General features: G+C 63.0%; 21 protein-coding genes. 7 read left to right on the top strand and 14 right to left on the bottom strand.

Translation table 11 applies throughout. The annotated features are described in order from the left end of the window. Positions 1–15: 15 nt before the first annotated feature. The 7 genes from ACLHZ1_RS14005 to ACLHZ1_RS13975 form a co-directional block, all read right to left on the bottom strand. On the bottom strand, positions 16–747 hold the full coding sequence (locus tag ACLHZ1_RS14005; RefSeq protein ID WP_427262584.1) for a LytR/AlgR family response regulator transcription factor: 732 nt from the start codon (positions 745–747) through the stop codon (positions 16–18). Between the two features lie 129 nt (positions 748–876). Beyond that, the gene (locus ACLHZ1_RS14000; protein WP_427262593.1) at positions 877–2,550 is read right to left on the bottom strand and encodes a LytS/YhcK type 5TM receptor domain-containing protein; all 1,674 of its coding nucleotides are present in this window, start codon (positions 2,548–2,550) and stop codon (positions 877–879) included. 230 nt (positions 2,551–2,780) lie between these two features. Beyond that, positions 2,781–4,349: an MFS transporter gene (locus ACLHZ1_RS13995; protein ID WP_427262583.1), complete on the bottom strand. Its 1,569-nt coding sequence runs from the start codon at positions 4,347–4,349 to the stop codon at positions 2,781–2,783. Then, positions 4,342–5,094 carry a pirin family protein gene (locus tag ACLHZ1_RS13990; RefSeq protein ID WP_427262582.1) on the bottom strand — a complete coding sequence of 251 codons (753 nt, stop codon included), beginning with the start codon at positions 5,092–5,094 and terminating at the stop codon, positions 4,342–4,344. Before ACLHZ1_RS13990 ends, ACLHZ1_RS13995 begins: the two co-directional genes overlap by 8 nt. A gap of 49 nt (positions 5,095–5,143) precedes the next feature. Beyond that, positions 5,144–7,012: an amidohydrolase gene (locus ACLHZ1_RS13985; protein WP_427262581.1), complete on the bottom strand. Its 1,869-nt coding sequence runs from the start codon at positions 7,010–7,012 to the stop codon at positions 5,144–5,146. An 11-nt stretch (positions 7,013–7,023) separates the two neighbouring features. Continuing rightward, positions 7,024–7,572 carry a hypothetical protein gene (locus tag ACLHZ1_RS13980; RefSeq protein ID WP_427262580.1) on the bottom strand — a complete coding sequence of 183 codons (549 nt, stop codon included), beginning with the start codon at positions 7,570–7,572 and terminating at the stop codon, positions 7,024–7,026. A gap of 49 nt (positions 7,573–7,621) precedes the next feature. Beyond that, on the bottom strand, positions 7,622–8,266 hold the full coding sequence (locus ACLHZ1_RS13975; RefSeq protein WP_427262579.1) for a hydrolase: 645 nt from the start codon (positions 8,264–8,266) through the stop codon (positions 7,622–7,624). Positions 8,267–8,403: 137 nt separating this feature from the next. Here ACLHZ1_RS13975 and ACLHZ1_RS13970 point away from each other — a divergent pair, with 137 nt between their 5' ends. Then, positions 8,404–9,300 carry a LysR family transcriptional regulator gene (locus tag ACLHZ1_RS13970; protein ID WP_427262578.1) on the top strand — a complete coding sequence of 299 codons (897 nt, stop codon included), beginning with the start codon at positions 8,404–8,406 and terminating at the stop codon, positions 9,298–9,300. A 214-nt stretch (positions 9,301–9,514) separates the two neighbouring features. On the opposite strand, the gene leuE is transcribed toward ACLHZ1_RS13970, so the two are convergent. The 3 genes from leuE to ftnA form a co-directional block, all read right to left on the bottom strand. Then, positions 9,515–10,153 (bottom strand): leucine efflux protein LeuE, encoded by a 639-nt coding sequence (gene leuE, locus ACLHZ1_RS13965; RefSeq protein WP_427262577.1) that lies wholly within the window; start codon positions 10,151–10,153, stop codon positions 9,515–9,517. 388 nt (positions 10,154–10,541) lie between these two features. Continuing rightward, positions 10,542–11,726, bottom strand: a complete 1,185-nt coding sequence (locus tag ACLHZ1_RS13960; protein ID WP_427262592.1) for an NAD(P)/FAD-dependent oxidoreductase — start codon at positions 11,724–11,726, stop codon at positions 10,542–10,544. A 153-nt stretch (positions 11,727–11,879) separates the two neighbouring features. Further along, positions 11,880–12,404 (bottom strand): non-heme ferritin, encoded by a 525-nt coding sequence (ftnA, locus tag ACLHZ1_RS13955; RefSeq protein WP_427262576.1) that lies wholly within the window; start codon positions 12,402–12,404, stop codon positions 11,880–11,882. 192 nt (positions 12,405–12,596) lie between these two features. Here ftnA and ACLHZ1_RS13950 point away from each other — a divergent pair, with 192 nt between their 5' ends. Next, positions 12,597–14,393 (top strand): diguanylate cyclase domain-containing protein, encoded by a 1,797-nt coding sequence (locus ACLHZ1_RS13950; RefSeq protein ID WP_427262575.1) that lies wholly within the window; start codon positions 12,597–12,599, stop codon positions 14,391–14,393. Here ACLHZ1_RS13950 and fabV read toward each other — a convergent pair. Continuing rightward, positions 14,390–15,577 (bottom strand): enoyl-ACP reductase FabV, encoded by a 1,188-nt coding sequence (gene fabV, locus ACLHZ1_RS13945; RefSeq protein WP_427262574.1) that lies wholly within the window; start codon positions 15,575–15,577, stop codon positions 14,390–14,392. The genes ACLHZ1_RS13950 and fabV overlap by 4 nt on opposite strands. 385 nt (positions 15,578–15,962) lie before the next feature. On the opposite strand from fabV, the gene ACLHZ1_RS13940 reads away from it, so the two are divergent. Beyond that, positions 15,963–16,397, top strand: coding sequence for a universal stress protein (locus tag ACLHZ1_RS13940; protein ID WP_427262572.1), 435 nt, complete (start codon positions 15,963–15,965; stop codon positions 16,395–16,397). 192 nt (positions 16,398–16,589) lie between these two features. After that, complete coding sequence (trpS, locus tag ACLHZ1_RS13935; protein ID WP_427262571.1) at positions 16,590–17,594, top strand: tryptophan--tRNA ligase; 1,005 nt, start codon at positions 16,590–16,592, stop codon at positions 17,592–17,594. 6 nt (positions 17,595–17,600) lie between these two features. On the opposite strand, the gene ACLHZ1_RS13930 is transcribed toward trpS, so the two are convergent. After that, a complete protein-coding gene (locus ACLHZ1_RS13930) occupies positions 17,601–18,539 on the bottom strand; it encodes a LysR substrate-binding domain-containing protein (RefSeq protein WP_427262570.1) in 939 nt (312 codons plus the stop codon). A gap of 100 nt (positions 18,540–18,639) precedes the next feature. Here ACLHZ1_RS13930 and ACLHZ1_RS13925 point away from each other — a divergent pair, with 100 nt between their 5' ends. Both ACLHZ1_RS13925 and ACLHZ1_RS13920 read left to right on the top strand, forming a co-directional pair. Continuing rightward, positions 18,640–19,536, top strand: a complete 897-nt coding sequence (locus ACLHZ1_RS13925) for a DMT family transporter (protein WP_427262569.1) — start codon at positions 18,640–18,642, stop codon at positions 19,534–19,536. Next, positions 19,521–19,682, top strand: a complete 162-nt coding sequence (locus ACLHZ1_RS13920; RefSeq protein ID WP_427262568.1) for a hypothetical protein — start codon at positions 19,521–19,523, stop codon at positions 19,680–19,682. The genes ACLHZ1_RS13925 and ACLHZ1_RS13920 overlap by 16 nt, the downstream gene beginning before the upstream one ends. 107 nt (positions 19,683–19,789) lie before the next feature. Here ACLHZ1_RS13920 and ACLHZ1_RS13915 read toward each other — a convergent pair whose 3' ends face one another. Continuing rightward, the gene (locus ACLHZ1_RS13915) at positions 19,790–20,254 is read right to left on the bottom strand and encodes a DUF6314 family protein (RefSeq protein WP_427262567.1); all 465 of its coding nucleotides are present in this window, start codon (positions 20,252–20,254) and stop codon (positions 19,790–19,792) included. A 39-nt stretch (positions 20,255–20,293) separates the two neighbouring features. Between ACLHZ1_RS13915 and ACLHZ1_RS13910 the strand changes: the two genes are divergently transcribed. Next, positions 20,294–21,148, top strand: a complete 855-nt coding sequence (locus ACLHZ1_RS13910) for a carboxylate/amino acid/amine transporter (RefSeq protein ID WP_427262566.1) — start codon at positions 20,294–20,296, stop codon at positions 21,146–21,148. Here ACLHZ1_RS13910 and ACLHZ1_RS13905 read toward each other — a convergent pair whose 3' ends face one another. Next, positions 21,149–22,000, bottom strand: coding sequence for a sensor domain-containing diguanylate cyclase (locus ACLHZ1_RS13905; RefSeq protein WP_427262565.1), 852 nt, complete (start codon positions 21,998–22,000; stop codon positions 21,149–21,151). Positions 22,001–22,009: the final 9 nt, after the last annotated feature.

The raw sequence follows: 22,009 nt of genomic DNA, 5'->3' as shown, positions 1-22,009 counted from the left end.
GGGAATGAATGACAATCAGAGCCGCATCAGCTGACGGAATGCCTTGATGTTGCTGCGACTGACCGGCACCTCGAACGGCAGATCATGGAGCCGGATGAGATAGGTGCTGTTGAACCAGGGCACTATCTCGCGGATCTTGTTGATGTTGACGCAGTAGGAGCGGTGGCAACGGAAGAATCCCTCGGCAGGCAGCCGGCTGACGAACTCGCTGAGGGTCATGGTCATCACGTAGCGATCGGTCCGGGTGTAGACATGGGTCAGCTTCTCGTCCGCTTCCGCGTAGTAGATCTGCTCGCAGGGGGTGACGATGATGCGCTCCCCCTTCACCAGGTTGATGGTGCGATTATGCGGGCTGCTCACCTCGCCCCCCTGCACCGGCTCCGACTTGCCAGCATGTTCGAGCTTTTGCAGCAGATTGATGATGCGCGGCTCGTTGTAGGGCTTGAGGATATAGTCGAACGCCTCCAGCTCGAACGCCTCTACCGCGAACTCCTTGTAGGCGGTGACGAAGACGATGTGGGGCGGATGGCTCGACTTGTGCAGGTTCTTGGCCAGCAGCAGACCGTCGATGGAGGGGATCTGGATATCCAGGAACACCACGTCCACCTCGTGATCCTGCAGGTATTTGAACGCCTCCAGCCCATCCTCGAAGCTCGCCACTATCTCTATCTGGCTGTGCTGGTTCACCAGATAGACCAGCTCCTCGCGAGCCAGGTATTCGTCTTCCACTATGATGGCTTTCAGCATGACATTGCCCCCTGAGGGAACGCAGGAGAGGCCAGCTTCTCCCGCATCAAACATTCATCTTCGACAGTAATGGCTTTCAGCATGGCTGCCCCTCTCGCGTCATGGCGTTCTTCTCAATATTGATGGCTCTCAGCATGGCATCGCCTCCTGATCCGGCAGATAGAAACAGACTTCGGTACCCGGCTCCAGCCGCTTGAGATGCAGGCCGTCGCCATAGAGCAGCTTGACCCGCTGATGCACATTCATCAGGCCTATGCTGCGGCTCTCCACCCGACCGGCGGCCACCCCGTCGATCACCGCCTGGCTGATGCCGTAACCGGTATCGCGCACCGCGACCCGGATGCCACCCGCCAGCTGCTTCACCTCTATGGTGACCCGACCCGGCGCGCTGCGGGGCTGGATGCCGTGCAGGATGGCGTTCTCCACCAGGGGCTGCAGCAGCAGGCTCGGCACCTGGATGTGGACATCGTCCACCTCGAACACCACCTCCAGCTTGTCCCCGAAGCGGGCCTGCTCGATGGCCACGTAGTCGCGCACCTGCTGCAGCTCCTCCTGGATGTCGATCAGGGTATCCCCCTTGTTGAGGTTGTAACGCAGGTAGTCAGCCAGGTTCGCGATGAGCTGGCGTGCCTGCTGGGGCCGGATGCGGATCAGCGACGAGATGGCGTTGAGGGCATTGAACAGGAAGTGCGGGTTGATCTTGCTCTGCAACGCGGTGAACTCCGCCTTGCGAGTCATCTCCTTGAGCTGCTCGATGCGCGATACCTCCATCTGGGTGGAGATGAGCTGGGAGAGGCCCACCGCCATCTCCTTGAGGGAGCTGGTGATGCTGTGGGTGCGGCGGTAGTAGATCTTGAGGGTGCCGCTGACGGCGCCGTTCTCCCGCAGTGGAATAATGATGACAGAGTGGAAATCGGCCAGGTGATACTGGCGCAGATCGTTGTTGATGATGATCTGGTCCAGCAGCACCGCCCTGTGGGTCATGTCGCTGATGGCGTGGTGTTCGTCCAGCTCGTAATAATCCTTGCCCACCCCCACGTAGGCCAGCACGTCCCGGGTATCTGTGATGGCCACCGCATCGGCATGGATCTCGCGCCTGATCACGTCGCACACCTGACCGAGGGAGTGGCGATCGACCTTCTGGAAAAACGGCAGCGTCTTGTTGGCGATATCCAGCGCCAGCTTGGCCTGCTTGGCGGCAATCAGCTCCTTCTCGTCGTCCAGATCCTGCACCAGCTTGATGATGAGACCGATGCAGAGGGTGCCCGCGATCATGGGATAAGCAATATGACTGACAATTTCCACTCCTACCGCGTGGGGCTCTGTCAGTTGCCAGATCAGCAGCATGGTCAGCCCCTCGCAGGCCATGCCCGCCAGTATGCCGTAAAGCCAGAGTCGCGACTTGCGGCATCTCAGGTGCAGCCAGGTCGCCAGCAGACCGGCGATGATGCTGGCAATCAGGCAGGGGATCGAGGTGTGGCCATCCATGTCGATGAGATAGCGGTGCAGCCCCGAGATGACCCCGGCCGGGATGCCGACCCAGGGGCCAAACAGGATGCCGCCGGAGATGATGGCGATGATCCGCACGTTGATCAGCGCCCCCTCCACCGGAATGCCGGTGTAGGTGCTGAACACCGCAAACAGGCCGAAGATGGCCGCCACCAGCACCAGCTCCGCCGGGGTGTGATCCCGCTTCTGGAACAGGCGCTGGAAGGGCCGGGTGCGGGTGAGGAGGAAGAGCGTCATCAACATCAGCGCCGCCCGCTCGAACACCGCCAACAACATCATCTGATTTTCGAGCATGAATACCTCGGGAGCCACCAGGGCAGGCTGCTTACTATAGGGATGGGGAGGCGGGATGCCGCTGACCGGGATCAAGGGGAAGCCAGTTCCCGCCCTGCAGAAATGAACAGGCCCCGCTCGGGGGAACGGGGCCTGGCATCAGGCGACTCAATACCTGAGTTGATAGTTGACGGCAAGGGGGCGGCCACCCCCCTGATAGTCAACCATCTCGGTCGGGCCATAGTCGCCGTTTAGCCAGCCGCGTGATAGTGCTCTACCCGGCTGTCGTGGCACAGGGCGCGGATCTGCGCCTGCAACTGTGCATCTTCGTCGGTGACCCGCTCATGCTGGCGCAGGTGATCGAGCCAGGAGGGGAGCACGAAGGTTTCGATGAAATCCCGGCTCTCCTGATCGCGGAACAGATGCCACTCACGGCCCCCATCACGGCGACGGGTTTCGCCGAGCTGGTGCAGCAATTTCCGGAAGGCCTCCTCCTGATCGCTCATGACGTGATAGCGCACCTGGATCATCACGGGGCCATCCTGCTGGTGAGCCGGATCCACCTCTGCCGGCTCGGGCCAGTGGTGGCTTGGCTGCAATGACCGCTCGCCCGCATCCAGCCGCACCCGGGTGGTAAAGGGGATCAGCAGCAGCATGCCGACGGCCGCCGCCAGCAGGGCGGTGGTCACGCCAAAATGGCTGGCTACCTGACCCCAACTGAGGGAGCCCAGCGCCATGGCACCGGAGAAGACGGTCAGGTAGAGCGAGAGACCGCGGGCGCGCACCCAGTCAGGCAGTGCGCCCTGGGCGGCGATCATCAGGCTCGACAAAGTGGCAATCCAGCTGGCGCCCGCCAGCAGTCCAGCCAGCAGGGCCAGTGGCGCAGACTTGGAGGTCGCCAATACCAGCAGCACCAGGGCGGTACCGACGGAGCCCAGCATCACTATGTAGTGGCCCGAGAGGCGGCGACGCAGGCGTGGCAGCAACAGGGCTCCGAGCACGGCGCCGATACCGACGCTGGCGGTCAGGGCGCCATAGAGGGTGGCATCCCCGTTGAGTTGCAGACGTGCGACCAGTGGCAGCATGGCCCAGTAGGCGCTGGCGAACAGGAAGAAGGCGGCGGAACGCAGCAGCACGCCGATCAGTGCCGGGCTGCGGCGGGCATAGCGCAGCCCCGCCACCATGGCGGGCAACACCCGTTCGGCCGGTAGCCGATTGCTCGTACCACTTTCACCCCGCCACCACCAAAGGGCGGCCAGGATGGCCAGGAAGCTGACCGCATTGAGCAGGAAGGGCATCGCCATGCCGATCTGGGCGATCAGCAGGCCGGCCAGCGCCGGGCCGATGGCACGGCTGATGTTGATCCCCATGCTGTTGAGGGCAATTCCGGCTTGCAGCTCTTTACGCTCCAGCAGGCTTGGCACGATCGCCTGCCAGGCCGGCGCCAGGAAGGCGGCGCCGCAACCGAGCAGGAAGGTGATGAGCAGCAGGCCGTGGCTGCTGGCATTACCGCTTTGTACCTGGAAGGCCAGAAAGGCCGCCGCCAGCAGCATCATGGCGTTCACCACCAGCAGCAGGCGGCGTCGGTCGAGGATGTCGGCCATGGCGCCGGCCGGCAGTGCCAGCAGGAACACCGGCAGGGTAGTCATGGCCTGTACGGCGGCGATCATGCCCGGATTGGGGTCCAGGCTGGTCATCAGCCAGCCGGCACCCACGTCGTGCATCCAGGTGCCGACATTGGAAAACAGGGTCGCCAGCCAGAGCACCAGAAAGGCGCGCTGCCGAAACGGCGCCCAGGGGGAGACGGTCTGGTTAGCCACGGTAGCGTTCATCCATGCGTTGCATCTCGATGATGATGACGTGGCCATGACCACTGGGGGCCTTCATGCGCAGGGTGGCCGGGCCGGTCACCTCCAGCGAGTCGCGTTCGGCCAGGGAGGTCATCCCTTCCAGCTCTACGCCTCCCTCCATGCAACTGACATAGGCCTGACGCCCCTCGGCCAGCTCGAACACCACCTCGGCATCGTTGCGGGTCAGTTCGGTGACATGGAAGTTGACGTCCTGGTTGAGGTGCAGCGGGGAATCCAGGCCGCCGTGCAGTGGGCTGACCAGGTGCAGCAGACGGTTCTCCCGCTCGCTGGCGGCAGGCTTGGCGCTGCCGTAGCGGATCGCCAGCCCCTGGGCCGGCGGCAGGATCCAGATCTGCATGAAACGGGTCCACTCATCGTGCTTGTTAAGCTCGGAGTGGGTCAAGCCGGTGCCGGCGGTGATGGCCTGGATATGGCCACGCTCAAGTACCTCTTCTTCGTCGGTGACGCTGTCCCAATGGGTCAGCTTGCCGTGCAGCAGGTAGCTGACGATCTCCATGTCACGGTGCGGGTGCTGGTCGAAGCCGCTGTGTGGCTGTACGTCATCGTCGTTGACCACCCGCAGCGCACCGTAGTGGATGTTTTCCGGGTCGTAGTAGTTGGCAAACGAGAAGTGGAAGTAGGTGTTGGCAGGGTGATATTCACTGGCCGGCAAATAGTGAAGCTGGTCGGCCGGGCGCTTGATGAATTGAGTCATGTAATGCTCCGGTTAAGAGGGCGCCGCCAGTGCGGCGCCCGGGTGAGGGTTAGAAGGCGAAGCAGGAGCAGCCGAGAGCACCCCAGAAGGCGCGGTCATCGGAGACCGGCATGAAGGCGTTGCGGGCCTTCTCATGCTGGTGTTGGTGCACGCCACAGGGGCCGCAGCACTGGTGGGCCTGGGGTTGAGTGCCGACCAGAGCCTGTTGCGCTGAGGCCGGGCGGTAGTGGCCGGGCACCAACTTGGTCGGCGACCAGTCGGGCAGGATCGGCAGCTCGGGCGGGGCCAGCGGGCCGAAGGTGCCCTGGGCGAACACAATCTTGCCACCGACCAGGGTCAGTACGGACTCGATCCCCTTGATGGACTCTTCCGGTACCTGGAAGAAGTCTTCGGAGAGCACCGCCAGATCGGCGAGCTGACCGACCTTGATCATCCCCTTCTTGCCCTGCTCGCTGGAGAACCAGGCACTGCCGTTGGTCCACAGGGAGAGGGCGGTCTCGCGCGGCAGGCGGTTGCGCTCGTCATACATCTGCAAGCCACCGACGGTGCGGCCGGAGACCAGCCAGTAGAGCGCGGTCCAGGGGTTGTAGCTGGCAACACGGGTGGCGTCGGTTCCGAGGCCGACCGGCACACCGGCTTCCAGCATGCGGGCGACGGGGGGCGTATGCGAGAGCGCCTCCTGGCCGTAGCGTTCGGCGAAGTACTCGCCCTGGAAGGCCATGCGGTGCTGGATGGCGAGGCCGCCGCCGAGCGCCTTGACCCGCTCGATGTTGCGTTCGCTGATGGTCTCGGCGTGGTCGAACATCCAGTGCAGCCCGTTGAAGGGGATGTCGCGGTTGACCTTCTCAAACACGTCGAGCATGCGCGAGATGGACTCGTCATAGGTGGCATGCAGGCGGAACGGCCAGCGATGCTCGACCAGATGGCGCACCACCCGCTCCAGCTCGTCTTCCATGCCGGGAGGGAGATCCGGGCGCGGCTCGAGGAAGTCCTCGAAGTCGGCGGCGGAGAAGACCAGCATCTCGCCGGCCCCGTTGTGGCGATAGAAGTCACTGCCGCTGCCTGGCTCCAGCATGTCGGTCCAACGCTGGAAGTCTTCCAGCTCCTGCTTGGGACGCTGGGTGAAGAGGTTGTAGGCGATACGGATGGTGAGTTGATCCTCTTTTTCCAGCTCCTCGATGATCTGGTAATCCTCGGGGTAGTTCTGGAAGCCGCCGCCGGCGTCGATGGCGCTGGTGACGCCAAGGCGGTTGAGTTCACGCATGAAGCGGCGGGTCGAGTTGACCTGGGCTTCGTAGGGGAGCTTGGGGCCCTTGGCCAGGGTGGCGTAGAGGATCATGGCGTTGGGACGGGCAATCAGCATGCCGGTCGGGTTGCCCCTTTCATCACGTTGGATCTCCCCACCCGGCGGATTCGGGGTGTCGCGGGTGTAGCCCACGGCGCGCAGCGCGGCGCGGTTGAGCAGAGCACGATCATAGAGGTGCAGCACGAACACCGGGGTGTCAGGTGCGGCCTGGTTGAGCTCGTCCAGAGTTGGCATGCGGCGTTCGGCAAACTGGAATTCGGACCAGCCACCTACCACCCGCACCCATTGGGGGTGCGGAGTGCGCTCGGCCTGAACCTTGAGCATGCGCAACGCCTCGGCAACGGAGGGCACTCCTTCCCAGCGCAGTTCGAGGTTGTAGTTCAGCCCGCCACGGATCAGGTGCAGGTGGGAGTCATTGAGACCGGGGATGACGGTGTGTCCCTTGAGATCGACAACACGGGTCTCGGGGCCGGCGTGGGTCATCACCTCGGCATCGCTGCCAACGGCGACAAACTTGCCATCGCGGATGGCGACGGCACTGGCCAGGGGGTTGGCGGGATCCACTGTATGCAGATCACCATTCATCAGGATCAGGTTTGCGTGATTAGACATGATTGACTCTCTCAGTGTCGGTCGGCAGGCGCCAACCAGCCGGCGAGGGCGCGAGTGATCAATGGCATCCAGAGGTAGACCACCAGGGCAACCACGGTGGCATCCGCCAGAAAATGGCCGAGCAAGGTGCCATCCAAAGAGGGCAGCAGTTGATGCCATAGCCAGGGCACCAGGTTGGTGCTGGGAAAGATGACCGCCAGGGTGACGATAAACTGTTTCCAGACAGGAGGCTGCGCGGCGCCTGCGGTGGCCGGGGTAAACCAGAATTGACTGCCTGGACGCACCTCGAGTTGATCATCGTCGGCGAGCAGGGGGCGGATCTCGTCCACCAGCGCCTGGCGCCGGGGAGATTGGCTCCAGCCATAGAGGTGGTCGAGATCGATGAAGTGGAGGGAGATGGTATAGATTTCCTCTCCGTCTGCCGGCCGTATCACATTGACCCCCTGATGCCCCTCGAACTCGGCGGCGGCGGGAACGATGCGGTTGAGCCAGTCCTCATAACGGGGTCGGTCGACCTGGGCAATGCGGTGACGGATCACCAGGGTGGCGGCGTTTTCCATGGACTCTCCTCACGCTCTGGCGGCACCCATGGGTGCCGCCAGACAGCGCTTACTTGACGTCGCGCTGGGGTGCCTTGTGCACCATGGTATAGGCATAGTCGACGCCCATGCCGTAGGCGCCGCTGTGCTCGCGCACCAGGCTCATGACGTCGTCATAGGTCTCCTTGCGGGACCAGTCACGTTGGTACTCGAGCAGCACCTGCTGCCAGGTCACCGGCACGGCCCCGGCCTGCACCATGCGATCGATGGCGCGCTCGTGGGCATCCACGCTGGTGCCGCCGGAGGTGTCGGTCACCACATAGACTTCGTAGCCCGCCTCCAGCGCCATCAGGGCCGGGAAGGTGAGGCAGACCTCGGTCCACAGGGCGGAGATGATCAATTTCTTGCGACCGGTAGCCTTGACGGCGGCGACGAAGGCCTCATCTTCCCAAGAGTTCATGGAACTGCGCTCGATGGGCTTGCTCTCGGGGTGAACGGCCAGCAGTTCCGGCCAGATGTAGCCACTGAAGCTCTCTGTCTCGACCGAGGTGTAGATGGTCGGCACCTTGAAGATCTTGCCTGCCTTGGCCAGGGCGACCGTGTTGTTTTTCAGCTGCTGGCGGTCGATGTTGGTGACGCCAAAGGCCATCTGTGGCTGGTGATCGATGAAGATAAGGGTCGAATTGTTGGCATCAATGAGTTCACGGATAGACATACGCTTACCTTTCCTTGCAGTTTATGAACGAGATAGACAGTATGGGATAAGATTTTTTATTGATATTGGAAATATTTTCACATCTTCATCAATAAAATATGACAAGTCACTCTGAACACCCGCTGGGGTTAACGTGAATGAAGTTGAGTCTGGATGCATTGATGGTGCTGGAAGCCATTGAAGAATATGGCAGTTTGACTGCGGCAGCAGAAAAACTGTTCAAAACGCCCTCGGCATTGAGTTACACGGTACAGAAGCTGGAAAACGATCTCTCTCTGGTCCTGCTTGACCGTTCTGGTCACAAGATGACCTTCACGGAGAATGGTCGCATTGTTCTTGAGAAAGGAAGGGAAATATTAGATGCCGCCCGAAAAATAGAGCAACAGATTGCCTATCTGAAGAATTTTGACGCATCACTGACCATAGGAATTGACATTGCTTTTCCGTTTCATCTCCTGCCGCCACTGCTGGCAAGATTCTATGAAGAATTTCCCCATGTGAATTTGACATTTGCCCATGAGATATTGGACGGCGTCTGGACAGGCCTGATAGAGAGCCGGTTTGATATCGTGCTGGGGGCCCTCAGCAAACCCCCCACTGTGACCCACCTTGCCTATCAGCCACTTGGTCATCTGGAACATATTTTTGTTCATGCCCCGACCCACCCCCTGGCACGGGTCTCCCCTCCCCTTTCACCACAGACAATTAAAGGGCATAGGGCCATTACGGTCGGTAATGCCAGACAGGATGTAAAATCAGACCTGCTCATACATCAGGGGCAGGCGATAATAAAAGTCGATAGCTTTGCCGCAAAATTAGATTTATTGCTCGCCGGCATTGGTTGTGGTTATCTCCCCGCCCATTTGGCGGCACCATTCGTCGCCGAGGGAAAATTAATCAGCCACGCCATTGATGGCCGCGGAATTTGTGAAACGGCCTATATAGGCTGGAATTGCGATAAAAAAGAAAAATTCGTGCTCTGGTGGCTAAATGAAATAACACAACTGGAGGCACTCAAGCGTGTCTACATCTAATCATCATTCACCATAAACACCCTTATCCCTCATGAGGTGGAATATTATTCCAATATGGAAATATCCCCCCTTGCGGGTATGCTTTTAATGCATCATTCCATTCTGGGGATATTGGCAGGAAATTGTCCGTCAACCAATTTAACGGTGACGGCAACGAGGGGACGGACAATGGGTCCCGGCCTGCCACTGCCATGGCCGGGATCCCCAGAGCGGCTCAGGAGGACAGGGTCGCCAACCTGGCGGCAAAGCCCATGAAGAACAGCCCGATCAGCCCGTTACCCAGCTTGGCCAGGCGCACCTTGCGCGCAAAGAAGCGCGCCATCAGGGTGCCGCCGAAGATCAGCAGGGTCAGATAGACGAAGCTCATGGCCTCCAGCATGCCGGCCAGCACCAGGTAGGAGATCCAGGTGTGGGCATAGCTGAAGTCGATGAACTGCACGAAGAAGGAGACGTAGAAGAGGATCGCCTTGGGGTTGGTCAGGCTCAAGGTGAGGGCCTTGGAGAAATAGCGCTCCCCCAGCTCTACCGTCGATTCCTGCCCTTCGCCCCTGGCGATGAAGTTGGCGTGGAGTATCTTCACCCCCAGGTAGAGCAGATAGATGGCGCCCAGATAACGCACCAGGGTAAACAGCAAGGGGGTGGTGCGGATGAGGGAGGCAATCCCCAGATAGGCGCAGAAGATGAGGATGGCATCACCGACAAAGACGCCGAGGGCGGCCCGATAACCCGGCCCTATGCCCCGCACGGCGGCGGTGCGCAGCACATAAATGGAGTTGGGTCCCGGCGCTATGATGATGAAGAAGAGCCCCACCAGATAGGTCCAGACGTTGATGACTCCCAGGCTCTCAAACATGGCGCGCCCCCCTAGCATTGGAAAACAGCCCGATCAGGCAGGTCCAGACATTGATGACTCCCAGACTCTCAAACATGGCGCGCCCCCCTGGCATTGGAAAACAGCTCGGTCAGGCAGGTCCAGACGTTGATGACTCCCAGACTCTCAAACATGGCGCGTCCCCCTGGCATTGGAAAACAGCCCGGTCAGGCAGGTCCAGACATTGATGACTCCCAAGCTCTCAAACATGGCGCGCCCCCCTGGACTTGGAAAACAGCCCGGTCAGGCCGGTCCAGACATTGATGACTCCCAGGCTTTCGAACATGTTCCCTCCATGGCGGATGATGAGCCGGATAACGTAGCGGCAAGACTCTATACTAAGCCGCCGCGCGCCGAGCACAAGATCCGATCAGCAGTATTGCCCGGCGACCCAGCCGGACGACCAGGCCCACTGGAAGTTGTAGCCGCCGAGCCAGCCGGTCACGTCCACCACCTCGCCGACGAAGTAGAGACCGGGCACCTTGCGCGCCTCCATGGTCTTGGAGGAGAGCTCGTTGGTATCCACCCCCCCCAGGGTCACCTCGGCGGTGCGATAGCCTTCGGTGCCGTTCGGCAGTATCTGCCAGTCCCCCAGCAGGGTGGCCACCGCCTCCAGCTCCCGCTCGTTGTACTGGCGCATCGGCTTGCTGTTGAGCTGCCCCAGCTCCACCAGCTTGTCGACGAAGCGCTTGGGCAGCTCGCGTCCCAGCACGGTTTTCAGCTCCTGGGCCGGGTGCGCCAGCGCCCAGGCCTTGAGGGCCGCCGCAATATCCAGCTCGGGCAGCAGGTTGATGTGGATCTTCTCCCCCGCCAGCCAGAAAGAGGAGATCTGCAGTATGGCGGGGCCCGAGAGGCCGCGGTGGGTGAACAGCATGGCCTCCTTGAAGCGGGTGCCATCCTCGGCGGTCACCGCCACCGGCAGGCTGACCCCGGCGAGATCGGCGAAGGCCTCTTTCTGTTCCTGATGCAGGGTGAAAGGCACCAGCCCGGCGCGGGTGGGCAGCACATTGAGGCCGAACTGCTCCGCCAGCCTGAAGCCGTAGGGAGTGGCACCGAGCTTGGGCATGGAGAGGCCGCCGGTGGCCACCACCAGGGAGTGGCAGCTTATCGCCCCCTTGCTGGTGTCGAGGGCAAAGCCGTCATCCGTCTTGCTGACGGAGAGGATCTCGGTCTGGCACTGCAGGGTCACCCCGGCCCAGTCGCACTCGGTGAGCAGCACCTCGACGATATCCTTGGCGCTCTCGTCACAAAACAGCTGCCCTAGCGTCTTCTCGTGGTAGTTCAGGCCGTGCCTGTCCACCAGATCGATGAAGTCCTGCTGGGTGTAGCGCGCCAGGGCCGACTTGCAAAAGTGCGGATTGCCCGAGAGGAAGGCGTGGGGACCGGCCTGATGGTTGGTGAAGTTGCAGCGACCGCCGCCGCTGATGAGGATCTTGCGGCCCGGTTTCTTGGCGTTGTCCAGCAGCAGCACGGAGCGCCCCCGATAACCGGCCTGGGCCGCACACATCAAGCCAGCCGCCCCGGCCCCGATCACCACCACATCCACCTGCTTCATCATCACGCACCCATCAAAAGAAAAACGGCCCCTGCTGCGAGGGGCCGTCATGGCCGCAACCTAAACCACATCAGGGGTTCATGGCGGCAGCAAGAGAAAACGGCCCACAAGGGGGCCGTATTGTACTGGTTGAACACTAAGTGTCCATGACTATCAGGCGCTGCCATCCATGACGCTGGCGGGGGCCGCCTTGGCCAGCTCGGCCAGCTCCTTGTCGATGAAATAGAGGCCCTTGCCGTCCTCACCCACCAGGTTGAGGCGGTCCACTATGCTCTTGAACAGCTTCTCTTCCTCATGCTGCTCGGCCACGTACCACTGCAGGAAGTTGAAAGTGGAGTAGTCCTGGGTGGTGAAGGCGACGTGGGCCAGGCCGTTGATGCACTGGGTGATGTGGTGCTCGTGCTCCAACGTGGTGCGAAAGACGTCCCCTAGGGTGGTGAACTCGTGGGGAGGGGCACTGATGGCACCCAGGATCGGCATGGCGCCGGTCTCGCTCACATAGGTGAACAGGCGCTCCATGTGCTGGCGCTCCTCCACCGCATGCTTGCGCAGGAAGGTGGCGGCCCCCTCGAAGCCCTTGTCCTCGCACCAGGCGCTCATCTGCAGATAGAGGTTGGAGGAATAGAACTCCAGATTTATCTGTTCGTTCAGCTTCTCGATCATGGCTTGGGCCAACATGTTGATTCTCCACTGTGATTTGACGTCGATTGTCGCGACGAAGCCTTCCCGGATCAACCTCTTGCCACAGGATTTGCTGCTGTTTCAATCCACAGCCCAACAGCCCCCCCATATGGGTATGGCGAGACGATGACGCATGCCGTACTCATGCGTAACCCTTATGATGGCGCCCATGATCCGGGACCCCCTCTGATGCACCGCTATCTTCTGCTGCTCCTGTGCTGGTTGGCCCAGGCCCAAGCCAGTGTTCCCCTGTTGCAGGATGCCGAGTGGCGCGCGATGCGCGATCCGGCCAGCTATCTCATGCAGCTCAATGCCGTCTCCGGCCAGGACATGGAACTGTTCCATGCCCGCTCCCTGGCCAAGGCCGCCCTGGGGGATTACCGCAGCGCCCAGCTCGACAACGCCAGAGCCAGAACCTTGGCCGCCGCCCATCAGGAGTCGACCCGGCTGCGGGATTTTCAGCTGCAGCAGGTGGTCCTCGCCCTGGGCACCTCGGCCCCGGACCAGGCCCTCACCCTGCTCGCCCGACTCAAGCCCGCCCTGCAAGGCAATCAGGCGCAGCTCGCCCAGTGGCATGCCCTGAACGGCCTGGCGCACTATCGCACCGACCAGTTGCAACCGGCGGTCGCCGAGCTCAGAAGCGCCTTCCTGCTCCAGCGCCAGCTCAACCAGCAGAGCAGGCTGGCCCAGCTGCAATGCGTGCAGCTGCTCATCACCCTCGGCGATCTCTACGCCGACATAGGGCTGCACCAGCAGGCCGAGGAGCACTATCTGGACGCCCTGCAGCGCAGCCTGCGGCTGGATGAACCCAGCAGCCAGGCGCTCATCAAGACGGGCATGGCGCGACTCTATATCGACATGGCCCGCCCGGCCCAGGCGCGGCAGCTGCTCGACGGCCAGCTGGCCAGCCCGGCCCTCTCCCCGGGACGGCGCGCCACCCTGCTGGGCTATCTCGCCCAGGCCCTCAATGCCGAGGGCAATGGCTCGGCGGCGCTGCGCAGTCTGGATCAGGCCGAGGCCCTCTATCGGCAGCTCGGCTACCCACCCCCCCGACACCTGATCACCACCCGGGCCCAGGCGCTGACAGGCCAGGGCGAGCAGGATCAGGCCCTGGCACTGCTGGGCCACGCCCAGGCACTGGATCTCGCCGGTCAGCGACTGCGGGCCGATCTGCTGGCCAGGCAGGGAAACTACCCCGCCGCCTATCGGGCGCTGCAGGCGCACCAGGCCGACTATCGCCGCCGCTTCAATCGCACCCTGAGTGAACACACGGCCGCCTTACAGGCTCAGATGGATCTGGCCCGCAGCGAGGGTGACAACCATAGACTGGTGCTGGAAAACGAACGGCGCCGCCAGCAGCTTGCCCACCAGCAGAGTACCCGCAACTATCAGCTGATCCTGGTGATGCTGCTGCTCAGCGCCCTGCTGCTGCTCGGCATCACCACCTACCGGCTGCACCGCAGCTCACGGCGCCTCTATCGGCTGGCCACCTTCGACCAGCTCACCGGGCTCGCCAACCGCCACGCCCTGCTGGAGCGGATCCAGCGCATCTGGTCGCGGCCCGGGCCCCTCTCCCTCATCATCATCGACATCGATCACTTCAAGCAGATCAACGACCAGCATGGCCACAGCGCCGGGGATGCCGCCACCGCCCGCCTGGGGTCGCTGCTCGGGGAATGGGCGCCGGACAGGGAGTTGATCGGTCGCTGGGGCGGCGAGGAGTTTCTGGTGGCCATCCCCCTGCCAGCCACGGACTGCTGGCACCTGGCGGAAGCGCTGCGCAAGCGGGTGGCCACGGAGCAGCAAGCTGGCCAGGCGGCCATGACCATCAGCCTGGGGATCGCCAGCCGGGAGAGTGAGGCCGAGGCGCTGATCCCCCTCATTCACAGGGCCGACATGGCCATGTATCAGGCCAAGCGCCAGGGGCGCAACCAGACGGTGATGGCCGCCGCCCCCCGCATCCTGGCCATCCGCAGCCTGGCTTAAGGCTCCAGCTCGCCGAGAGCGGCTATGTTGACCGGCGCCTCATAATCCACTCCGGGCAGTTCGAAGCCGTTGAGCTGCATGAAGTCCCGTCGCAGCCCGGCGAAGTCCCCCATGCTGGTGAAGTTCTCGGGCGTGACCTTGGGCCAGAGCGCCGAGACGGCGGCCTGAATGGCCGGATCCAGTTCGTGGTCATCCATGCGGATCAGCCGGTTGCCATCGGCGATCACCCCCCCGGCCCCATACATCTTGTCGGCAAACAGGCGGCGCATCTGTTCGATGCAGCCCTCGTGCACCCCGTGCTCCTTCATCACCCCCATCAGCAGACCCAGATAGACGGGCAGCACGGGAATATAGGCGCTCGCCTTGGTCACCAGCGCCTTGCAGACGCTGACCCAGGCGTGCCCATTTAGCTGTGCAAGCTGCAGGTTGATCGCCTCGGCGGTGCCGTGCAGGTGCTCCTTGGCGTAGCCTATGGTGCCGTCTCTATAGAGGGGATAGGTGGAGGCGGGGCCTATGTAGGAGTAGGCCACCGTCTGCACCCCGGGTGCCAGGCAGTCAGCGGCCAGCAGGGCCTGCATCCATTGCTGCCAGTCCTCGCCCCCCATCACGGTGACGGTATCGCGGATCTCCTCCGGGCTGGCCAGCGGCAGGGTCTGCTCCACCAGGGCATTGTGCTCCAGGCTGAGCCCCCAGCCGGTGAAAGGCTGCCCCGTGGCCTTGAGCACGGAGCGCACCCGGCGCCCGTCCGCCAGCACCCGCTGACCACTGGCCAATGAGTAGATGACCAGGTCCACCTCTCCCCACAGCTGGCGTATGGTGGCGATGGCCTGCTGGCGCATGGCATCGGAGAAGGCGTCCCCGATCAGGTTGATGGCCTGGTAGCCCTCCCGCTCGGCGGCCTGCTTGAACCAGATGTTGTTGTACCAACCCGCGCTGCCGATGCCCTGATCGGACGGACCCCGCTCAAACGACACGCCCAGGGTGTCCGCCCCGGCGCCGAAGGTGAGGGCGATGCGCGACGCCAGCCCAAAACCGGAGGAGGCCCCCAGGATCAACACCCGCCTGGGCCCGCTGAAAGGGCCGGCGGCACGGATCTCGGCTATCTGTTGCTCCACGGCGGCGCGACAGCCGATGGGGTGGCAATTGCGGGCGACACAGCCCTGGATCTGGGGGTGGATGATCATGGTACTTCTCCTGCGGATACAGGCTTGATCATAGCCAGCCGGGGCGAAGATGGCCTTGATGTGGCGAGGGGTTGGGCAGAGAAAACGGGGCAGAAAAACAAAAGGGAGCCATCGGCTCCCAAAGCGGTATTCAGATGCTTCTTGTTATGGTGCTCGTTGCGAGACACGGCCACATCCTATGCCGAGCGCGGATGGCGGGCAAGGCGAGCACAGTGACCCCCGTCATGTTTCTGCTCGTTTTATCGCCACATCCTGTCCACAAGGGGTGCCGGCTCACACCGCTGGCACGCCAGGATGCCATCGCCGCGCCAGGCTGTGACGAGACTGACATTTTAGTTGCAACAGAGATTGGTATAGTGAAGGGAACACCTGTGAGGAGAATCCCATGAGCGGAACCCATTACAAACATGTGCTGGTCGCGATCGACCTGTCGGAAGACAACCGCAAGGTGATAGAGAAGGCGGTGGACAGGGCCATCTCCAACGGCGCCAAGCTGTCGGTGATCCATGTGGACGTCGACCTCAAGGATCTCTACACCGAGATGATCGATATCGACATCGACAACGTGCAGGATCAGGTCATCGCCGAGGCGAAAGAGAAGCTGGAAACGTTCCTGGCGCCGGTGGAGTACCCCATCGAGAAGAAGCTGGTGATCTGCGGCGATCTCAGCGAGCGGGTCAACCAGGCGGTGCGCGATTACGATATCGACCTGCTGGTGTGCGGCCATCGCCAGAGCTTCTGGAGCCTGCTTACCTCCAGCGCCCGTCAGCTGATGAATACCGTGCCCTGCGACCTGCTGGTGGTGCCCTTGCAGAAGTGAGCAAACAGGCGTAGCTTGATATGCCATGAACATGACCGCATTCAACCATAAGCACTGGTGGTCCCGCTCCTAAACAGGCGGCACCGCGTTTCTATTCTACTTTTCCCAAAGAAAACACCGTGACCGCCGAGAGGCGGTCATTGTTTCTATCCCTTTGTCGCCTCCCGGCTCACCCCGACTGGAGAGAGTGACATGCAAGACCCCATCATACTGACCGGCGACCGCCCCACCGGCAAACTGCACATAGGCCACTACGTCGGTTCCCTGCGCCAGCGCGTGGCCGCCCAGCACCATTACCGTCAGTTCGTGATGATCGCCGATCTGCAGGCGCTGACCGACAACGGCCAGGACCCGGCCAGGGTGAGCGGCAACGTGCTGGAGGTGATGGCCGACTATCTGGCCGCAGGCCTGGACCCGGCCAAGACCACCTTCTGCCTGCAAAGCGCCCTGCCCGCCCTCCCTGAGCTCACCGGCTATTACCTCAATCTGGTCAGCGTCGCCCGGCTGGAGCGCAACCCCACGGTCAAGGCGGAGATCCAGCAAAAAGGGTTCGAGCGCAGCCTGCCGGCCGGTTTTCTGATCTATCCCGTCAGCCAGGCCGCCGACATCACCGCCTTTCGCGCCACCCATGTGCCGGTGGGCGAGGATCAGCTGCCCATGCTGGAGCAGACCAACGAGATAGTGCGCCGCTTCAATGCCCTGGTGGGCAAAGAGGTGCTGACCGAGTGTCAGCCTATTCTGAGCGACACCGGCCGCCTGCCCGGCATCGACGGCAAGGCCAAGATGTCCAAGTCCCTCGGCAATACCATAGAGCTCGGCATGTCGGAAGAGGCGATCCGGCAGGCGGTGTTCGCCATGTATACCGACCCCCATCATCTCAGGGTGAGCGATCCGGGTCAGGTGGAGGGAAATACGGTATTCGCCTATCTGGACGCCTTCCACCCGGACAAGGCCCTGGTGGCCGAGATGAAGGCCCACTACCGGCGCGGCGGCCTCGGCGACATGCGCTGCAAGCAGCTGCTCAACGACTGCCTGCAGAGCCTGATCGCGCCGATGCGGGCCCGCAGGCAGCAAGCCATGGCCGATCGCGGCGAACTGCTTCGGCTGCTGCGCCAGGGCACAGAGCAGGCCCGCGTCATCACGGCCGCCGTGCTGGCGGAGGTGAAGGGCGCCATGGGGCTCAACTACTTCCCCTGATCCGGCTCAGGCCGGACCGAGCGGCGTCAGGCCGTAGCGCGCCAGGGCCAGGGCATGGAGCTCGCCCTTGAGCCAGCGGATCGCCTCGTCGTGGGCGCTCAGGGGATGGCCCGCCATCAGGTAGACGATGGGAATGGCGGGATCGAGCTGGTGCAGCCGCAGCGGATAGTGCTGGCTGAAGTGGCGCCCTATCATCTCGGGCACCACCACCAGGTAGCGGCCGGTCGCCATCAGCTGGGGCACCGCCATGAAGCTCGGCAATCTGACCCCCAGCTCCCGTTCCACCCCGAAGCGGGCCAGCCAGAGATCCACCATGGCCTGGCTGTGGCCCCAGCTGGAGGTGTGAATATGGGGGCGGCCGATCAACTCGGCCGGCCCCAGGGTATCGGGCAACGCGCTGCCGAGGGGCGACAGGCAGACCAGGGGGTTGCTGAACCAGTCTTCGCGCCACAGCCGGGGGGAGAGATGATCCGCCCCGGCGAAGCCGACCACCAGATCCAGCTCCCCCTTCTCCAGTTCTCGCTCGTAGTCGCTGGCCGCCAGCTCGCACACCTCCAGGCGGCAATGGGGCGCCAGCTCATGGAGCCGCTCCACCATGGCCGGCACCAGGCCGTGCTCCACCGAGCCGGGCAGGGCCATGCGAAACACCCGGCGGGCGCTGGCGGGATCGAATCCCTTGGCCTGGCGCAGCCCCTGCTCCAGCATGGCCAGGGCCTGGCGCACCGGACCCGCCAGGGCCTTGGCCCGCTCGGTCGGCATCATCTCCCGCCGGCTCATGACGAACAGGGGATCATCCAGCGCCTGACGCAAGCGCCCCAGGGCATGGCTGACGGTGGACTGGGAGAGGTGCAGCCGTTCGGCGGCGCGGGTGACGTTGCGTTCCTGCATCAGCACATCGAACAGGGTGAGCAGGTTGAGGTCGAGGCGGGCGAGGGAGAGTTCCATCGATATTCACCATGGGTTAATGCCAACAATTCATTTTCGACATAGTAGCAGACTCCCTAGAATGCGCTCATTGATTGCATCACCGACAACGAGACAAGACATGCGTAGTTATCTGTTGCTGCTGGCCATCGGCCTGCTGTGGGGTTCCCAGTTCATCTTCATGCATCAGGCCGTGGCCGAGCTGCCCCCCATACTGGTGGCCGCCGGACGAGCCCTGTGCGGCAGCCTGACCCTGGGTCTGCTCTGCCTGTTCATGCGCCTCAAGAGCGAACATACCCCCTGGCGCACCTACATGCTGATCGCCCTGCTCGATGCCACCATCCCCTTCATCATGGTGGCCTGGGGTCAACAGTACGTGGATAGCGCCATCGCCGCCGTGGTAATGGGCTGTATCCCCTTCGTCACCATACTGATGGCGCCGCTGTTCATCTCGGGGGAGAAGATCACCAAGAGCAGCCTGCTCTCCGTGGTCATCGGCTTCGTCGGCGTGCTGGTGCTGTTCTGGCCCGAGCTGGCCGGCGGCATGAATGCCGGCCTGCTGGGCGCCATGGCGATCCTGTTCGGTGCCAGCTGCTTCGCCATCGGCCTGCTGATGATCAAGCGCTTCGCCAAGGATCACCCCGTGGTGGTGGCGCGCAACATCCTCATCTCCTCGGCCATCCAGCTGCTGATCGCCGCCCCCTTCCTGATCGACTTCGACCGACTCACCCTGCCGGGCCAGCGCGCCATCGGCGCCGTGGTCATGCTGGGCATCTTCTGTACCGGCCTGGTCTATTTCCTCTACATGGCGCTGATCCAGAAGGCGGGCCCCACCTTCGCCTCCTTCAGCAACTATCTGGTGCCCCTGTTCGGGGTGGTGCTGGGCGCCCTCTTCCTCGGCGAGCAGATCCACTCCACCACCGGGGTGGCGCTGGCCCTGATCCTGGGCTCGGTCGCCATGAACCAGTGGGCCCAGCAGAGACGCAGCCGTCGGGAGAACCTGTGTCAGGCATCCTGACCTCCCTGTGTGGCGGCCTGGTGCTGATCGCCGGCTGGCAGTACCGCCACAGGGTGGCGGGCCTGCTCGGCCTGCTGATGGTGCTGCTGCCCTGGCTGTTCGACGGCAGGCTGCAGGTCATGCTGGGGTATGCCTTCCGTGCCTGACGGGCACCCGGCCCGGCAGGAGAGTCCTCTCCTGCCGGTGGGGCCCATCGACGAACCCGCTCTGTTGCAACCGGTGCCCTGCACCGGTTTTTTATAGCCGGGATCCGTTACCGGGCCCGATAGCGATAACCCAGACGTTCGTTCTTGCGCGGCCCCCGGATCTGCCAGGCGAGCAGAAAGCCGTCCTCCCTCAGGATCAGCTCGGCGCTGTAGTGATCCTGGCCACAGAGGTGGGGCTCGGCGGTCAGCCAGCGATCCTCCCCTTGCGGCAACAGCTCGAACAGTTCGACCGGCTGCCCATAACGCAGATGGGCGAGACGGATCCCCCTATCGCTGTGCCGCCACCAGAAGCGGTTGTGCATGGCCAGCACCTTGCCATGGGGCGTGGTGTAGCGGCCCTGCTCGTCGAACAGCCAGCCCCCCTGATGATCGGTCACCCGCACCTCTCCCTCCCCACGGCCGCACCAGTCGGTCGCGGAGCCAGCCCCGTTGCTCGCCTCGAAGGCGAAAGATCCGATCTGTGGCAACCGCTCCCATAAACGCTGGATCGCGCCTTCCAACTCGGCCATCATAGCCACCTCCAAATTGACAACTGACGATAAATCAAACACATGAACTACTTGATAGGGGTTACCCTGCTCTGGTCCTTCTCCTTCAGCCTGATCGGGGTCTATCTGGCCGGTCAGGTGGATGCCTACTTCTCCGTGCTGACCCGCATCGTCCTCGCCAGCCTGGTGTTTCTGCCCTTCCTGCGCCGACGCTGGCTGCGCCCGGATCTGGCCCTCAAGCTGATGGCCCTCGGCGCCATCCAGCTCGGCATCATGTATCTGTTCTACTACCACTCCTTCCTGCTGCTGACGGTGCCGGAGGTGCTGGTGTTCACCATCTTCACCCCCCTCTATGTCACCCTGCTCCACGATCTGCTGGAGCGGCGCTTCAAGCCCATCTATCTGTGGGCGGCTCTGCTGGCGGTGCTGGGGGCGGCCGTCATCCGCTTCGACGGCCTGACCGAAAGCTATGTGCTGGGATTCCTGGTGGTACAGGGGGCCAACCTCAGCTTCGCCCTGGGGCAGGTGGGCTACAAGGTGCTGCTGGCACGGGAGAAAGAACAGCCGCCCCAGCATGCCGTGTTCGGCTGCTTCTATCTGGGGGCCCTGCTGATCGCCCTGCCCGCCTGGTGGCTGCTCGGCAAGCCGCAATATCCCAGCACCGGCTTGCAGTGGGGCATACTGCTGTGGCTGGGGGTCGGCGCGTCCGGCCTGGGTTACTTCCTGTGGAACAAGGGGGCGACCCTGGTCAGCAGCGGCGTGCTGGCCATCATGAACAACGCCCTGATCCCGGCGGGCCTGCTGGTGAACCTGATGCTGTGGGGGCGGGAGACGGATCTGCTGCGCCTCACCGTCGGCGGCCTGCTGATGCTGGCCTCCCTCTGGGTATGCAAGCCAGGGCGACTGGCCCGGGCCTGATCAGCCGACGACCTGGTTGTGTTCCTGACGGGCCTGACCATGGCAGGAGGCGAGCCGGGCGAGCAGGTGATCGATCTGCTCCCCCGGTTGATGCTGCACCAGGCCGATGCTGATGGTGACCGGGCGCTCCGGCAGCAGGCTGGCATCGGCAATCTCGAGGCGCAGCCGCTCGGCTATCTCCAGCGCATCCAGCCGCTCTATGCCGGGCAGCATCAGGATGAAGGTGTCATCATCCCAGCGGGCGAAGGGATCGTCCTTGCGCAGCTCGTGGCGCACGATGCGCGCCAGCTTGGCCAGCATGGCGTCGCAGTCCGCCTCGCCAAACAGCTGTAATATCTTGGCCCTGTGATCCACGGTCAGCTGCAGCAGGCTGAAGGCACCGCCCTGGCTTAGCCGCTCACCGAGCCGCTGCTCGAAGTGGCTGCGGCTCTCGAGCCCGGTCAGTGGATCCGTGCCCTGCGGCTCCGCCGCCTGGGCGTGGCGACAGCGGCGCACCATGCCGAGCAGATCGCCGTTCGCCATGCGCCTGGCCCGCTCGTCGAGCCGGATGTAGTGGCCGTCATGGTGCAGGATGCGGTAGTCCAGCCGCAGCGAGTCATGCCCATGCAGGCAGGCGGCGAACGCCTCGGCTACCCGCCCCATGTCATCCGGGTGAACCCGGGCCAGCCAGCTCATCTCATCCAGGGTCTCCGGGGTGAGGCCGAGCAGCGCCAGGCAGGAAGGATCCCGCTCTATCGCCTGATGCAGTGGCCAGCGCCAGACGCCGGCATCCATGATGGCCATGACATCCGCCATCAAGGAACAATCCAATTGGGTCACTGTATCCGCCAGCGGAGCCTTCAGTACATCCATCAAACGCCT

The organism is Aeromonas sobria, assembly GCF_050266975.1.
Classification (GTDB): Bacteria; Pseudomonadota; Gammaproteobacteria; order Enterobacterales; family Aeromonadaceae; genus Aeromonas; species Aeromonas sobria_B.
The sequence above is the reverse complement of the archived record's forward strand: the minus strand, read 5'-3'. Positions and strand labels throughout refer to the sequence as shown.

Coding starts and splice junctions, on each gene's coding strand:
- leuE (WP_427262577.1), bottom strand. CDS start 10,153: ATGTTTGAGAGCCTGGGAGTCATCAACGTCTGGACCTATCTGGTGGGG.
- ACLHZ1_RS13930 (WP_427262570.1), bottom strand. CDS start 18,539: ATGGAACTCTCCCTCGCCCGCCTCGACCTCAACCTGCTCACCCTGTTC.
- ACLHZ1_RS13940 (WP_427262572.1), top strand. CDS start 15,963: ATGAGCGGAACCCATTACAAACATGTGCTGGTCGCGATCGACCTGTCG.
- ACLHZ1_RS13975 (WP_427262579.1), bottom strand. CDS start 8,266: ATGTCTATCCGTGAACTCATTGATGCCAACAATTCGACCCTTATCTTC.
- ACLHZ1_RS14005 (WP_427262584.1), bottom strand. CDS start 747: ATGCTGAAAGCCATCATAGTGGAAGACGAATACCTGGCTCGCGAGGAG.
- ACLHZ1_RS13980 (WP_427262580.1), bottom strand. CDS start 7,572: ATGGAAAACGCCGCCACCCTGGTGATCCGTCACCGCATTGCCCAGGTC.
- ACLHZ1_RS13970 (WP_427262578.1), top strand. CDS start 8,404: ATGAAGTTGAGTCTGGATGCATTGATGGTGCTGGAAGCCATTGAAGAA.
- ACLHZ1_RS13960 (WP_427262592.1), bottom strand. CDS start 11,726: ATGAAGCAGGTGGATGTGGTGGTGATCGGGGCCGGGGCGGCTGGCTTG.
- ACLHZ1_RS14000 (WP_427262593.1), bottom strand. CDS start 2,550: ATGCTCGAAAATCAGATGATGTTGTTGGCGGTGTTCGAGCGGGCGGCG.
- fabV (WP_427262574.1), bottom strand. CDS start 15,577: ATGATCATCCACCCCCAGATCCAGGGCTGTGTCGCCCGCAATTGCCAC.
- ftnA (WP_427262576.1), bottom strand. CDS start 12,404: ATGTTGGCCCAAGCCATGATCGAGAAGCTGAACGAACAGATAAATCTG.
- ACLHZ1_RS13905 (WP_427262565.1), bottom strand. CDS start 22,000: ATGGATGTACTGAAGGCTCCGCTGGCGGATACAGTGACCCAATTGGAT.
- ACLHZ1_RS13985 (WP_427262581.1), bottom strand. CDS start 7,012: ATGTCTAATCACGCAAACCTGATCCTGATGAATGGTGATCTGCATACA.
- ACLHZ1_RS13910 (WP_427262566.1), top strand. CDS start 20,294: ATGAACTACTTGATAGGGGTTACCCTGCTCTGGTCCTTCTCCTTCAGC.
- ACLHZ1_RS13925 (WP_427262569.1), top strand. CDS start 18,640: ATGCGTAGTTATCTGTTGCTGCTGGCCATCGGCCTGCTGTGGGGTTCC.
- ACLHZ1_RS13990 (WP_427262582.1), bottom strand. CDS start 5,094: ATGACTCAATTCATCAAGCGCCCGGCCGACCAGCTTCACTATTTGCCG.
- trpS (WP_427262571.1), top strand. CDS start 16,590: ATGCAAGACCCCATCATACTGACCGGCGACCGCCCCACCGGCAAACTG.
- ACLHZ1_RS13915 (WP_427262567.1), bottom strand. CDS start 20,254: ATGATGGCCGAGTTGGAAGGCGCGATCCAGCGTTTATGGGAGCGGTTG.
- ACLHZ1_RS13950 (WP_427262575.1), top strand. CDS start 12,597: ATGCACCGCTATCTTCTGCTGCTCCTGTGCTGGTTGGCCCAGGCCCAA.